Raw genomic sequence first — 13,427 nt, 5'->3', positions numbered from 1 at the left:
TCCGGCCGAGGGCGTGACCCGCCGGCGGTGGGTGCCCGGCCGAGGGCGTCGGGGCCGGGGCGGCCGGCCCCGCCCGCGTCTCTGCTTCAGGCGCCGTCGCGCGGCGGACGGTCGTCCGGGGTCTTTGGGCCGCCGGTCCCCTCCGGGCCGTCGGACGGCGCGTCCGTGTCCTTGGGCGACCCCTGCTGGGAGCCCGTGAAGCCGCCGAATCCCCGGCGCATCCGGTCACCGAGGTCACCGGCGCCCCCCGCGATGTCGTTCACCAGCTTCATCAGCGGGTCCTTGGAGCCGCGTACATCCGTGGCGTAGCTGGACGCCGACTGGCGGAAGGAGTCCCGGACCGAAGTGTCCTTGTCCTCGTCGCGCCGCGGGTAGTGGCCGTCCATGATCCGCTGGTACTCCCGGGACGCCGCCCACTTCTTCAGCTCGGCGGCACGCACCGTGGTGAAGGGGTGGGAGCGGGGCAGCACGTTCAGGATCTTCAGTACGGAGTCGCGCAGGTCGCCCCCGGCCTCGTACTCGTCGGCCTGCTCCAGGAACGCGTCCACGTTCATCTCGTGCAGGTGATTACCGCCCGCGATCTTCATCAGGCCCCGCATGGAGGCCTGCAGGTCCTGACCGACCAGCAGACCCGCGCGGTCCGCCGACAGCTCCGACTTGCGGAACCACTCGCGCAGCGCGGTCACGATCGCCATGATCGCCAGATTGCCCAGCGGGATCCAGGCGACCCGGACCGCGAGGGACGTCAGGAAGAGCAGGACGGTCCGGTAGACCGCGTGCCCGGACAGCGCGTGCCCGACCTCGTGCCCGACGACCGCCCGCATCTCCTCCTCGTCCAGCAGCTCGACGAGGCCCGTGGTGACGACGATGATCGGCTCGTCCAGGCCGATGCACATCGCGTTCGGAGTCGGGTCCTGGTTGACGTACATCGGGGGGACCTTCTCCAGGTCCAGGATGTAACAGGCGTCGCGCAGCATGACGTTCAGATGGGCGAACTGGCGGTCCGACACCCGCACCGAGTCGGACAGGAACAGCAGCCTCAGACTCCGCTCGGGCAGCAGGCCGCTCAGCGCCTTGAAGACCGTGTCGAAACCGCTCAGCTTGCGCAGTGCCACCAGGGCGCTGCGGTCGGCCGGATGCTCGTACGCACGCGAGGAGATTCCGGGGAAGCGCCTGCGCTGCCTGCTCGGCACGTTCTCGTGCCCGTTGTGCTGGTGGCCGTCGGACATGTCTTCCCCCATGTGCGTGTGTGAGGCCTGCGCGTATGTCTGGCCCTTTACGAACCCTTGTATGGCCCTTTGCTCCCCCGAAGCCGAGCCCAGCCTAGGCGGAGATACCGTGGACGGGCAGTGCAACGAAGGAGTCCACGTCATGGCACACACCCCCCACACCGACTGGCTCGCCGCGGCGATGGGCGCGGCCGGGCAGCAAGGACCGGGGAATCTGCTCCGGATCGTGCTGATCGTGATGGTGGTGGGCTGTGTGCTGACCGCGTGGTTCCTGCTGCGGGGGTACAAGCAGAAGGACGACTGAGGCGATCCGAAGGTTCCCCGGTCCGGTCCCCAACGGCGGAGTCGGCGTGATCGTCCGTGAGGCGCCCGCATACGATGAGCGGACGTCTTTATCCCGCCCACACCGGATAGGTCCTGCCGAAGATGAGCTTCCACAGCACCGCTGCCCAGTTTGTCACCCTCGCCTCCGAGGGCGGCGCGGAGCACAGCGGCAACCACCAGAGCCTCAGCCCCTACGTCACCGGCATCGGCGCGTTCCTCGCCCTGATGCTTCTGCTGTGGATCACCACCCGGTTCAACCGCGACCGCTGAGCGCGAGGGCTGTGGGGGAGGCGGGAGCTCGCGGGCCGGGCCGGTAGGGTCTGCACGCATGGGAGAGCAGGACATGCCTACCGGTCCGGCGCACGAGGCGACGTACGACGCGGAGCGCACACCGGCGCGTGACACGCACAGCCGCGCGGTGCCCGCCCGCGCCACCGGCCGGGGCAGCGGCCCGTCGCCGTCGGGCAGGCGCCGACTCGGCGTCATGGGCGGCACCTTCGACCCGATCCACCACGGGCACCTCGTGGCGGCCAGCGAGGTCGCCGCGCAGTTCCATCTCGACGAGGTGGTGTTCGTGCCCACCGGCCAGCCGTGGCAGAAGAGCCACCGCACGGTCTCCGCGGCCGAGGACCGCTATCTGATGACGGTCGTCGCCACCGTCGAGAACCCGCAGTTCTCGGTGAGCCGCATCGACATCGACCGCGGCGGCCCCACCTACACCGTGGACACCCTGCGCGACCTGAGCGAGCTCAACCCGGAAGCGGACCTGTTCTTCATCACCGGCGCCGACGCCCTCGCCCAGATCCTCACCTGGCGCGACAGCGAGGAACTGTTCTCCCTCGCGCACTTCATCGGCGTCACCCGGCCGGGCCACCACCTGACGGACGCCGGACTCCCCAAGGGCGGCGTCTCGCTCGTCGAGGTCCCCGCCCTCGCCATCTCCTCCACGGACTGCCGTGCGAGAGTCGCCAAGGGCGATCCCGTCTGGTACCTGGTGCCGGACGGAGTCGTGCGCTACATCGACAAGCGCGAGCTGTACCGCGGCGAGTGAGCCGAGAGGGGCACCGGTGAACGACGGATACGACGCGGGGTACGACGGCGGCGACCAGTACGAACTCGTCGGCTATGACGAGTACGGCCGGCCGGTGTACCGCCAGGCCCAGGGCCGGGCCCCGGCCCACCCCGCCGGGCAGCAGCCGTACGACGCGTACGCGCAACAGCAGGGACAGCAGGGGCAGCACGTACAGCAGACCCCGCAGCACCAACCGGACCAGGGTCAGCCGTACGGGCAGCAGGGCTACGGCTACGACCCGTACGCCGCGGGCGGGCAGCAGCCGCCCACCACCGGCTACGCCCCCTACGACACCTACGGCGCCCAGACCGGCTACGACACCGGGCAGCAGCCGCCCACACCCGGTTACGACTCCTACGACGGCTACGCCTCCGGTACGCACACGCAGCCGTCCTACGACCCGTACGGGCAGGCCGCCACCAGCGGCCGGCAGCCTCAGGTCGCCGAGCAGACCGCCCACATCCCGCAGCAGGCGGGAGAACCGGACCCGCCCGGGCGACCGGAAGCGCGGGCCCCCGAGGAGGCCGCCGAACCCGACCGGGAGTACCACACCGAGCAGTTCGCCTTCGTCGAGGAGCCGGCCGACGACTCCGAGGACGTCATCGACTGGATGAAGTTCACGGAGAACCGCACCGAGCGCCGCGAGGAGGCCCGGCGGCGCGCACGCACGCGTGTCGTCGCCCTGGCCGTCGTCCTCGCGCTGGTCGCGGTCGGCGGCGTCGGCTACCTCTGGTACGCCGGAAAGCTGCCCGGACTGTCCTCCTCGGACGACACGACGGGCGGTTCGACGGCGGCCGGCGCCCAGAAGCGCGACGTGATCGCCGTCCACCTGCACGACACCGACGGCGGCGGCACCTCCACCGCACTCCTCGTCGACAACACCACCACCAAGCAGGGCACGGCCGTGCTGGTGCCCAACTCCCTCTCCCTGACCGGCGACGACGGCACCACCACCACGCTCGCCAAGTCCGTCGACGACGAGGGCCCCGACGCGACCCGCACCGCGCTCGACTCGGCCCTCGGCACCGACATCGAGGGCACCTGGCGCCTGGACACGCCGTACCTCCAGATCCTCGTCGACCTGGTCGGCAACATCGAGGTCGACACCGACACCGACGTCCCCGACCCGGAGGCCAAGGAAAAGGGCGCCGCACCCCTCGTACGCAAGGGCGACGGCCAGACCCTCAGCGGCAAGACGGCCGTCGCCTACGCCACCCACCGCGGCTCCGGTGAGGAGGCGGACGCGCAACTGAAGCGGTTCGGGCAGGTCATGCAGGGGGTGCTGCGCAAGCTGTCCTCGGATCCCGCGGCCGCGACGACCACCGTCCAGACCCTCGGGCTGATCCTCGACCCGCCCCTGACCGAGAAGGACCTCGGCTCCTTCCTCGCCGGGCTCTCCGACCTCGCCAAGGGCGGCGACTTCAAGACCACGCTGCTGCCCGTGCGGGACGACGGCAGGCTCAGCGCCGAAGCCGGTGCGGGCGTCGTCAAGGACGTCCTCGGCGGCACCGCCAAGAGCCCCGACAAGGACGCGGCCGTCAGCGTCTCCGTACGCGACGCCACCGGTGTCGAGGACCGCGCCGGCCAGGCCCGCGTGGTGCTCCTCAACGGCGGCTTCACCTTCCTGGAGGGCGGCACCGCCTCCGGCACCGCGGCGACGTCCGAGGTCGTCTACGCCGAGGCCGCCGACAAGGAGAACGCCGTCCAGGTGGCCAAGACCCTGGGCCTGCCCACCGACTCCGTCACCCAAGGTGAGGTCTCCGCGAACGCGAGGGTCTCGGTGGTGCTCGGCCAGGACTACGAACCGGCCTCCTAGAGAACGGCTCCCTGGAGAGCGGCTCCCTGGAGACCGGCCTCCTGGCGGGCGGGTGATTGTCACGTGGGCCGTCGTCGGCGGTCGTGAGACCCTTGAGGTCAACCGACCGCCGACCCGAAAGCCAGGCAGTGACCGCGACCGACCGCTCCACCGAACTCATCAACACCGCCGCGCAGGCGGCGGCCGACAAGCTCGCGCACGACATCATCGCCTACGACGTCAGCGACGTGCTGTCGATCACGGACGCCTTCCTGCTGGCCTCCGCGCCCAACGACCGCCAGGTCAAGTCGATCGTCGACGAGATCGAGGAACGGCTCAGCAAGGAACTCGGCGTCAAGCCGGTGCGCCGCGAGGGCGACCGCGAGGCCCGCTGGGTCCTGCTCGACTACGTCGACATCGTCGTCCACGTCCAGCACAGCGAGGAGCGCGTCTTCTACGCCCTCGAGCGGCTGTGGAAGGACTGCCCCGAGCTGGAGCTGCCCGCCGACGCCAAGGAGACCCGCGGCAAGGCGGAGGAGCACGCCAGGCTCCGGGCCGCCGAGGAGGCGACGGAGACCGACGGGGACTGGCGATGAGCGCCACCGGCGAGGTGACGGCCGGACAGCCGGGCCGCGGCCGGCGCGTCATCCTCTGGCGGCACGGCCAGACCTCGTGGAACGTGGAGCGCCGCTTCCAGGGCACCACGGACGTCGGCCTCACCGAGACCGGCGTGGCCCAGGCCCGCCGTGCCGCCCGGCTGCTGGTCGGTCTGAGGCCCGACGCGATCGTCGCCTCCGACCTCCGGCGGGCCGCGAGCACGGCCGCCGAGCTCGCCGCCCTGACCGGCCTGGACGTGACGCTCGAGGAGGGCCTGCGGGAGACCTACGCGGGCGTCTGGCAGGGGCTGACGCACGACGAGATCATCGCGCGGCACGGCGAGGAGTACGCGGCGTGGAAGCGCGGCGAGCCGGTCCGTCGCGGCGGCGGCGAGCTGGAGACCGAGGTGGCCGACCGCGCGGCCCCCGTGGTGCTCCGGCACGCCGAGAAGCTCTCCGAGGACGGCACCCTCGTCGTGGTCAGCCACGGCGGCACGATCCGCACCACCATCGGCCGCCTGCTCGGTCTGGAACCGCACAGCTGGGAGAGCCTCGGCGGCCTGACCAACTGCTGCTGGTCCGTCCTGGGCGAAGGCGTCCGAGGCTGGCGTCTGCTCGAGCACAACGCCGGCACGCTGCCGGAACCGGTGCTCGGCGACGACGACTGAGGAGCGGCCGGCCGGGCCCGGTACCCGGATTTCACTTTCCGGCAGGTCGCAGGCTAAAGTTCTTCTTGTTCGCCCCGCCGAGCGGAGCGAAAGACCATGCGGCCCAGCCGCGTGGCACCAGGGGCTATAGCTCAGTTGGTAGAGCGCCTGCATGGCATGCAGGAGGTCAGGAGTTCAATTCTCCTTAGCTCCACAGCCCACGGACGAATCCCGTCCCCCTCGGGGGGCGGGATTTTTCGCATCCGCCCGCTTGAGCAACGGGCGTCCCACGGGCGTATACCCCTGTGGGACTCCGTGTCCGGACTGGTACTGAGGCGTCGCTGACCGTATTGGCCCGGTCGTGGCAGAATCAAACGGCCGGAAGGGGACCGCGACCCGACGGGAGGGAGGGGCGATGCCTGCGAGCATCCGCGAGGAGGTCGGTCACCTCCTCGGCCCAGCGGTGGCGCGGCACACGTCCACCCGTCTCAACTGCCCTTCCTGCGGTTCCGGGCACGTGGCCCAAGTCCTCGGCGACAACGGCGGAATCTCGTACGTGTGCACGGCCTGCGGCCACAGCTGGAGCTGATCGATGGGTGCACACAGGCGAAAGTGCGACTGGTGCGGCAGCGGCACCCCGATCGTGCGGGACATGGAGCCGGTCAATCCGGACTACCAGTACTGGTGCGAGGAGTGCGCGCGGGCGCTGATCATAAAAGGCGACCCGATCGAGACGTACCGCGAACTCGAGGGTGAGCCGATCTACGGCCGGCTCCTCGAGGAGCACTGCACGCTCAAGCGGTTCTATTCGTTCGTCACGGCGTAGCGAGCCCCCACAAGGGGGCAAAACGGGCAAACTGGAAACGATTTGGTGTTGTCCCCGGTCGACCGTGTAATGTTGGCGTCGCCGCCGGGGAAACCGGGCGGCGGACAGCAAGGGGCTATAGCTCAGTTGGTAGAGCGCCTGCATGGCATGCAGGAGGTCAGGAGTTCAATTCTCCTTAGCTCCACAGAGAAACCCCCCGGATCTTCGATCCGGGGGGTTTGTTCGTTCCCGTCTTCGCCGCGGCCCCAGGGCCCAGGTCTTCGCCGCTGCCTCAGCGGCCGAGCGCCCGGCGGCCGCGCCCCTGGGACAGGACCGGCAGGTTGGTGCGCGAGGACGGGGCCTGCCCGCGGGTGTCCTCCTCGATGCGCAGGGCGAGCGCCGGACAGCGGCGCACCGCGCGGACCGCCTTGGCCTCCGCGAAGCGCGGCACGTCGGCCTGCGCCACGGTCGGGAAGCCGTCGGCGCCGAGCTGGAAGACCTCCGGGAGGATGTCCGCGCACAGTCCGTGCCCCCGGCACAACGTCCAGTCGACGTAGATCTTCTGCCGGCTGGGGCCGTTCTCCTCCCCGCCGCCGCCCGGGATGCCCGTAGGGGTCCCGCCACCCTCGAGGAGCGGCAGTACGCCCTCCACCGGCCGTCCGCAGCCGTTGCCGAGGACATGGGCGGCGAGGTCGTCCGTGAACGCGTCGAGGGTCGACTCGATGAACATCGCCGAGCCGTCCGGGTGCGAGCAGGCGCCGCGCCGTTTCACGTTCCTCGCGACCTGCTTGACCGCCTCCAGGGCGGCCGGACCGCCGCCGTTCAGAATGTCCTCCAGGCCGCGCGCGGCGGCCGGCAGGCCCAGGTAGCAGGGGCCGCACTGGCCCGCGCTCTCCTGGGCCAGCCACTGCGCCACCCGCAGCGACTCGCCCAGCGGGCAGGTGCCCTGACCGATCGGCAGGATCGCGCCCGCGCCCAGCGAGCCGCCCACCCGCCGCAGGGAGTCGCGGGAGACGATCGCCTCGTCGACGGTCGCCGCGTCGATCCACTTGCCGTGGTAGCCGCCGGTCAGCACACCCTGCGGCACCGGCGGGGCGCCGGCCAGCTGGAGGACGTAGCGCAGCGGCACACCCGTCGGCACCTCGATCACCATCGGGCGGGCCACCGCGCCGGAGACGGTGAGCATGACGGTGCCCGGCTCGTCGTACAGGCCGGTGTTGCCGTAGCGCTCAGGGCCGATGCGGGCGGCGATCGCCAGCTGGGCGAACGTCTCCGCGTTGGACAGCAGGGTCGGCGCGCCGCCGACGCCGCTCCTCGAAGCGCTGACCTTGCGGCCGGGCGGGATCGCCGGGCCACCGTCGATGGAGCGGACCAGCGAGGCCGCCGCGCCGGTGACCATACGGACCGGATTGCGCTGCACGCGCGCGCGGAGGGCGGACCGGCGCCCGTTGCTCAGACCCCGCTCGGCGAGGGCGGCCTCCATGGAGCGCTGGGTGGACTCACGGGTGACGCCGATGACGAGGGTGCGGGCGCCCATGGCCTCGGCGCACAGCAGCGCGCCGTCCAGGATCAGGTGCGGGGCACGGTTGATGAGCACCGTGTCCTTGCGGCAGGCCGGCTCGTCCTCGCTGCCGTTGACGACCACGACCGGCCGTACGCCACGCTTGATCGCGGCCTCCGCGACCGAGCGCAGCTTCTTGTGGAAGGGGAAGCCCGCGCCGCCGCGGCCCCTCAGGTTGATGCGTTCGGAGAGCTGGGCGAGCTGTTCGCCGCCCAGCGGTTCGAGCGGTCCGTGCACCTTGAGGTGCATGGCCAGGTCCAGCCGCTCGACAAGGTCGAAACCCGACGTGAGCTGGGGAAGACCGACCACACGGACTTCGGGTACGTCGGGCAGGGCCTCGTTCACCGGGTTCCTCTGAGGATGCCCCGGCCTTCAGGCCGGGGAGGAACAGGACTCCTGCGGAGCAGGGCAGGGAACGGGATCTCGCCTCCGGGACGGAACACCGTCCGCCTGACCGGGTAGGCTGAGCGCCGTGCGTTGCGAGAACCAAGGGCGTACGTCGTGCTGATCGAGAGCCAGGACAGCACATGCACCTCCGAGCTTTGCTGTGACAAACCGGGCTGGTTTCGACCCGGCTGGTGTTGATCGTGGAAGACCTGTCGGGTCGCTGACCCGCAGGCGGCGTGAGCCAGGAATCCCTCTGCTTCAGCTGGGGGAGGACTCAATCAGTAGCCTCCGGTAGGCGTGTTCCAGGGTTCGCCCGAACCCGGCGCGTCGAAGTCGTAGGACGCGTCGTGGGACGACGGACCGGGGGACGGGCCGGGGGACGTACCGGCGGGGGTCGGTTCAGTGGCGGGACCGCTGTTGTACGTGTCGTTCGGGTAGTACGTGTCGTGGACCGTGTTCGTCTCACCGGTGTCGTACACGTCACTCGAGCCGTGGTCCGGCGCGCCCGGTGTGCCGTAGACCGGGATGGTGTGTCCCGTGTCGTTGAGCGGGTCGTACGCCGACGGGGGCGCCTCGCCGACCGGCGGCGGCGACGGGACGGGCCAGTTGCCCGGGGCGCTGCCGACGCCGTCCACGAGGGGCATCGCCTCGGTGGGCCGCATGTCCGGCGGCAGCCGGGTGGACGCCGTCGCGTCGGCCGTCAGCGGTTGCCGTCGTGCGCCCGAGGGCCCGGACACGGCACGGTAGGCCGCCGCGAAGCCGCTCGCCGGCTCCGGGGGAGTGAGGCGCTCCGCGGGCTCGTACAACGGGGTGGACGGGCCCGCCGCGCGTGGCCGCGACACCCCGGTGCCCTCGTAGCCCGGCAGCGCCGAGCCGGCCGTCGTCCGGGCCCGGCTCTCCTCCAGTTCCTCACGGGCCATCCGCTCCCCGGTCCCGAGGAACCCGGCGATCCGGTCGGCGACCCGGCGCTTGACCGGGTGGGGCGCCGCACGCAGTGCCAGGGCGGCCATGACGCCGAGCAGGGACAGGCCGTACAGGATCAGGAAGACCGGCTTCGCCGCGCGACCCGCGTAGAGCCCGTGCAGCAGGGCCAGGCACCACGCCGGGTAGGCCAGCATGTGCATGGCCCGCCAGCGGGCGGCCACGGGAGCCGGGGACGCGAAGCGGTTGCGCAGGGCGCCGGTGACGCCCACGAAAATCATGAGCATGCTGGCCAGGGTGCCGAAGCCGATGAGGACGCCCCGGCCGCCGAACGACTCGTCGTCCGTGGCCAGGAGCCCGAACGGGATCACCGCGGCGACCCAGGTGGTGTGCTCCAGCGCCAGCTTGACCCCGATGTGCACCAGCAGGAACACGACCGAGGCGGCCGCGGTGGTCCGGTGTACCGCCTGGGCCAGAATCCGCCCGCGGGTGTCGAGGACGATCCGGTCCTGGGCGACGAGCCCCCAGATCACCGAGCAGCTGAGGAAGACGAGAGAGAGGACGCCGGCGCCGAAGTCGAGGAACTGCGCGAAGGTGTCGTCCGCCGTGCTGTCGTTCGTCACCACGGCAGACCTCCCCACGTCACGGACGCGCGGGGAGGGGATGAGGTGTTGCCGCGGGGGTGGATCAGGGGAGGGTTCATGGGGGCGACTCCGAGCGGTTCGGTAAAGCGGTCCCGCTGCCGCACTCTAAGTGGCGCCATACCCGCGGGTACGAGGTTTGAGTTATTGCGTTGTTATCAAATGACAATGCGCTCGTGCTGATGCCCCATAGCGGTCGTTACGCGAAGTAACCTTTGACCGTGGTTCAGGTCGGCCGGACGTAAGGCGTGGTGCGGGTGGCCGGAAGCCCCTCGCGACCCGCTCGACGACTGCGGTACCCTGACGCCATGCGTGCCGTACGCCTTCTGCTTAGCGAGCCGCGCTGATCAGTCCCGGCCCGGTCGAAATCCGGTGGCCGGAATCAGCGCGGCGTCCCCTCCTGTGCGAGGGGATTTTTCATTTCCCGGCATTCGAAGCCGCTGGTCTTGAATGTCGCAGCCGCTGGCAGAGACGATCGATGGAGCTTTGAGGATCATGAGCGAGACGAACCCCGCGGCGACCGCCCCTGTGTCGGCGGACGCCGCGCCGCACCGCTACACGGCTGCCATGGCCGCCGAGATCGAGGCACGCTGGCAGGACTTCTGGGACGCCGAGGGGACGTACGCCGCGCCGAACCCCAAGGGCGACCTGGCGGGCGACCCGGAGCTGGTCGCCAGGCCCAAGAAATTCATCATGGACATGTTCCCGTACCCCTCCGGTGCGGGCCTGCACGTCGGTCACCCCCTGGGCTACATCGCCACCGACGTCTTCGCCCGCTTCCAGCGGATGACCGGCCACAACGTCCTGCACACCCTGGGCTTCGACGCCTTCGGCCTGCCCGCCGAGCAGTACGCCGTGCAGACCGGCACGCACCCGCGCGTGTCCACCGAGGCCAACATGAAGAACATGCGGAGCCAGCTGCGCCGGCTGGGTCTGGGCCACGACACGCGCCGGTCGTTCGCCACGATCGACCCCGAGTACTACAAGTGGACCCAGTGGATCTTCCTGCAGATCTTCAACTCCTGGTACGACGACGAGGCGAAGAAGGCCCGGCCGATCGCCGAGCTGGTCGCGCAGTTCGAGTCCGGTGAGCGGACGGTCCCGGGCCACGCCGGGCGCGTGTGGAGCACGCTGACCGAGGCCGAGCGCGCCGACGTCCTGGGCGAGTACCGCCTGGCCTACGCCTCCGACGCGCCCGTCAACTGGTGCCCCGGCCTGGGCACCGTGCTGGCCAACGAGGAGGTCACCGCCGACGGCCGCTCCGAGCGCGGCAACTTCCCCGTCTTCAAGTCCAAGCTGCGCCAGTGGAACATGCGCATCACCGCCTACGCCGACCGGCTGCTGGACGACCTGGACGCGCTGGACTGGCCCGAGGCCATCAAGCTGCAGCAGCGCAACTGGATCGGCCGCTCCGAGGGCGCCCGCGTCGACTTCCCCATCGACGGGGAGAACATCACCGTCTTCACCACCCGCCCGGACACCCTGTTCGGCGCCACCTACATGGTGCTGGCACCCGAGCACCCGCTGGTCGACAAGTTCACCCCGGCCGCCTGGCCCGAGGGCACGCACGACGCGTGGACCGGCTCTCACGCGACCCCGGCCGAGGCCGTCGCGGCGTACCGCGCGCAGGCCGCGTCCAAGTCCGACGTCGAGCGGCAGGCCGAGGCCAAGGACAAGACCGGCGTCTTCATCGGCGCCCACGCGACCAACCCGGTCAACGGCGAGCAGGTCCCGGTCTTCATCGCCGACTACGTGCTGATGGGCTACGGCACCGGCGCGATCATGGCCGTCCCGGCGGGCGACCAGCGCGACTTCGAGTTCGCGCGCGCCTTCGAGCTGCCGATCCGCTGCATCGTCGAGCCCACCGACGGCCGGGGTACCGACCCGGCCACGTGGGAGGACGCCTTCGCCTCCTACGACGCGAAGATCATGAACTCGTCGAACGACGGGATCAGCCTGGACGGCCTGGGCGTCGTCGAGGCCAAGGAGCGCGTCACCGAGTGGCTGGAACGCACCGGCGCCGGTGAGGGAACCGTCAACTTCCGCCTGCGCGACTGGCTGTTCAGCCGCCAGCGCTACTGGGGCGAGCCCTTCCCGATCGTCTACGACGAGGACGGCATCGCCCACCCGCTGCCCGAGTCGATGCTGCCGCTGGAGCTGCCCGAGGTCGAGGACTACTCCCCGCGGACCTTCGACCCGGACGACGCCGACACCCGGCCCGAGACCCCGCTCTCGCGCAACGAGGAATGGGTCAACGTCACCCTGGACCTGGGCGACGGCCGCGGCCCGCGCCGGTTCCGGCGCGAGACCAACACCATGCCCAACTGGGCCGGCTCCTGCTGGTACGAGCTGCGCTACCTGGACCCGCACAACAGCGAGCGGCTGGTCGACCCCGAGATCGAGCAGTACTGGATGGGCCCGCGCGAGGGCCTGCCGCACGGCGGCGTCGACCTGTACGTCGGCGGCGCCGAGCACGCCGTGCTGCACCTGCTGTACGCGCGCTTCTGGTCCAAGGTCCTGTTCGACCTGGGCCACGTCTCCTCGGCCGAGCCGTTCCACAAGCTGTTCAACCAGGGCATGATCCAGGCCTACGTCTACCGGGACAGCCGCGGCATCGCGGTGCCGGCCGCCGAGGTGGAGGAGCGCGACGGCGCGTACTACCACCAGGGCGAGAAGGTCTCCCGGCTGCTGGGCAAGATGGGCAAGTCCCTGAAGAACGCGGTCACCCCCGACGAGATCTGCGCCGAGTACGGCGCCGACACCCTGCGCCTGTACGAGATGGCGATGGGCCCGCTGGACGTCTCCCGGCCGTGGGACACGCGCGCGGTGGTGGGCCAGTTCCGGCTGCTGCAGCGGCTGTGGCGCAACATCGTCGACGAGAACACCGGCGAGGTGACGGTGGCGGACGCCGCGGACACCGACATCGACGCGGACACCCTGCGCGCCCTGCACAAGGCCATCGACGGCGTACGGCAGGACCTGGAGGGCATGCGGTTCAACACCGCCATCGCCAAGGTCACCGAGCTGAACAACCACCTGACGAAGGTGGGCGGCCCGGTCCCGCGCACGGTCGCCGAGCGACTGGTGCTGCTGGTCGCGCCGCTGGCCCCGCACGCCGCCGAGGAGCTGTGGCGCAAGCTGGGGCACACGGACTCGGTCGTCCACCAGGACTTCCCGGTCGCCGACCCGGCCTACGTCGTCGACGAGACCGTGACCTGCGTCGTGCAGATCAAGGGCAAGGTCAAGGCGCGGCTGGAGGTCGCTCCGTCCATCTCCGAGGAGGACCTGGAGAAGGCGGCGCTGGCCGACGAGAAGGTCGTGGCCGCGCTGGACGGAGCGGGGATCCGCAAGGTGATCGTGCGGGCACCGAAGCTGGTGAACATCGTCCCGGCGTGACGTCGGCGTGACGGCCGGCGCGGCGTGACGCCGGCGCGGCGGGACCGGGTCCT

The 13,427-nt window shown here is 70.8% G+C and carries 12 protein-coding genes and 2 tRNA genes; 11 read left to right on the top strand and 3 right to left on the bottom strand.

The annotated features are described in order from the left end of the window. Positions 1–86 precede the first annotated feature (86 nt). A complete protein-coding gene (locus QC283_RS00995) occupies positions 87–1,229 on the bottom strand; it encodes a M48 family metallopeptidase (RefSeq protein WP_279559361.1) in 1,143 nt (380 codons plus the stop codon). 142 nt (positions 1,230–1,371) lie between these two features. Here QC283_RS00995 and QC283_RS00990 point away from each other — a divergent pair, with 142 nt between their 5' ends. The 10 genes from QC283_RS00990 (at position 1,372) to QC283_RS00945 (ending at position 6,673) form a co-directional block, all read left to right on the top strand. After that, positions 1,372–1,533 carry a hypothetical protein gene (locus QC283_RS00990; RefSeq protein ID WP_279559360.1) on the top strand — a complete coding sequence of 54 codons (162 nt, stop codon included), beginning with the start codon at positions 1,372–1,374 and terminating at the stop codon, positions 1,531–1,533. A gap of 122 nt (positions 1,534–1,655) precedes the next feature. Next, the gene (locus QC283_RS00985) at positions 1,656–1,823 is read left to right on the top strand and encodes a hypothetical protein (RefSeq protein WP_279559359.1); all 168 of its coding nucleotides are present in this window, start codon (positions 1,656–1,658) and stop codon (positions 1,821–1,823) included. A gap of 58 nt (positions 1,824–1,881) precedes the next feature. Beyond that, positions 1,882–2,604 carry a nicotinate-nucleotide adenylyltransferase gene (nadD, locus tag QC283_RS00980; RefSeq protein WP_279559358.1) on the top strand — a complete coding sequence of 241 codons (723 nt, stop codon included), beginning with the start codon at positions 1,882–1,884 and terminating at the stop codon, positions 2,602–2,604. Positions 2,605–2,620: 16 nt separating this feature from the next. Next, entirely contained in the window at positions 2,621–4,441 is a 1,821-nt protein-coding gene (locus QC283_RS00975; protein WP_279559357.1) for an LCP family protein, read from the top strand. Between the two features lie 128 nt (positions 4,442–4,569). After that, the gene (gene rsfS / locus QC283_RS00970; RefSeq protein WP_279559356.1) at positions 4,570–5,016 is read left to right on the top strand and encodes a ribosome silencing factor; all 447 of its coding nucleotides are present in this window, start codon (positions 4,570–4,572) and stop codon (positions 5,014–5,016) included. Then, positions 5,013–5,684 carry a histidine phosphatase family protein gene (locus QC283_RS00965; protein ID WP_279559355.1) on the top strand — a complete coding sequence of 224 codons (672 nt, stop codon included), beginning with the start codon at positions 5,013–5,015 and terminating at the stop codon, positions 5,682–5,684. The genes rsfS and QC283_RS00965 overlap by 4 nt, the downstream gene beginning before the upstream one ends. 120 nt (positions 5,685–5,804) lie before the next feature. After that, positions 5,805–5,877 (top strand) — tRNA-Ala (locus QC283_RS00960). Positions 5,878–6,078: 201 nt separating this feature from the next. Continuing rightward, a complete protein-coding gene (locus tag QC283_RS00955) occupies positions 6,079–6,252 on the top strand; it encodes a hypothetical protein (RefSeq protein WP_279559354.1) in 174 nt (57 codons plus the stop codon). Positions 6,253–6,255: 3 nt separating this feature from the next. Continuing rightward, positions 6,256–6,489 carry a hypothetical protein gene (locus QC283_RS00950; RefSeq protein WP_003976229.1) on the top strand — a complete coding sequence of 78 codons (234 nt, stop codon included), beginning with the start codon at positions 6,256–6,258 and terminating at the stop codon, positions 6,487–6,489. Between the two features lie 111 nt (positions 6,490–6,600). Beyond that, a tRNA-Ala gene (locus QC283_RS00945) sits at positions 6,601–6,673 on the top strand. 87 nt (positions 6,674–6,760) lie between these two features. Here the strand turns inward: QC283_RS00945 and QC283_RS00940 are convergent. Both QC283_RS00940 and QC283_RS00935 read right to left on the bottom strand, forming a co-directional pair. Next, a complete protein-coding gene (locus tag QC283_RS00940) occupies positions 6,761–8,374 on the bottom strand; it encodes an NADH-quinone oxidoreductase subunit NuoF family protein (protein ID WP_279559353.1) in 1,614 nt (537 codons plus the stop codon). Positions 8,375–8,694: 320 nt separating this feature from the next. Continuing rightward, on the bottom strand, positions 8,695–9,963 hold the full coding sequence (locus QC283_RS00935) for a cytochrome b/b6 domain-containing protein (protein ID WP_279559352.1): 1,269 nt from the start codon (positions 9,961–9,963) through the stop codon (positions 8,695–8,697). Between the two features lie 510 nt (positions 9,964–10,473). On the opposite strand from QC283_RS00935, the gene leuS reads away from it, so the two are divergent. Then, a complete protein-coding gene (gene leuS, locus QC283_RS00930; RefSeq protein ID WP_279559351.1) occupies positions 10,474–13,374 on the top strand; it encodes a leucine--tRNA ligase in 2,901 nt (966 codons plus the stop codon). The last annotated feature ends 53 nt before the right edge of the window (positions 13,375–13,427 follow it).

Source organism: Streptomyces sp. DH41 (assembly GCF_029813785.1).
GTDB lineage: Bacteria > Actinomycetota > Actinomycetes > Streptomycetales > Streptomycetaceae > Streptomyces.
The sequence above is the reverse complement of the archived record's forward strand: the minus strand, read 5'-3'. Positions and strand labels throughout refer to the sequence as shown.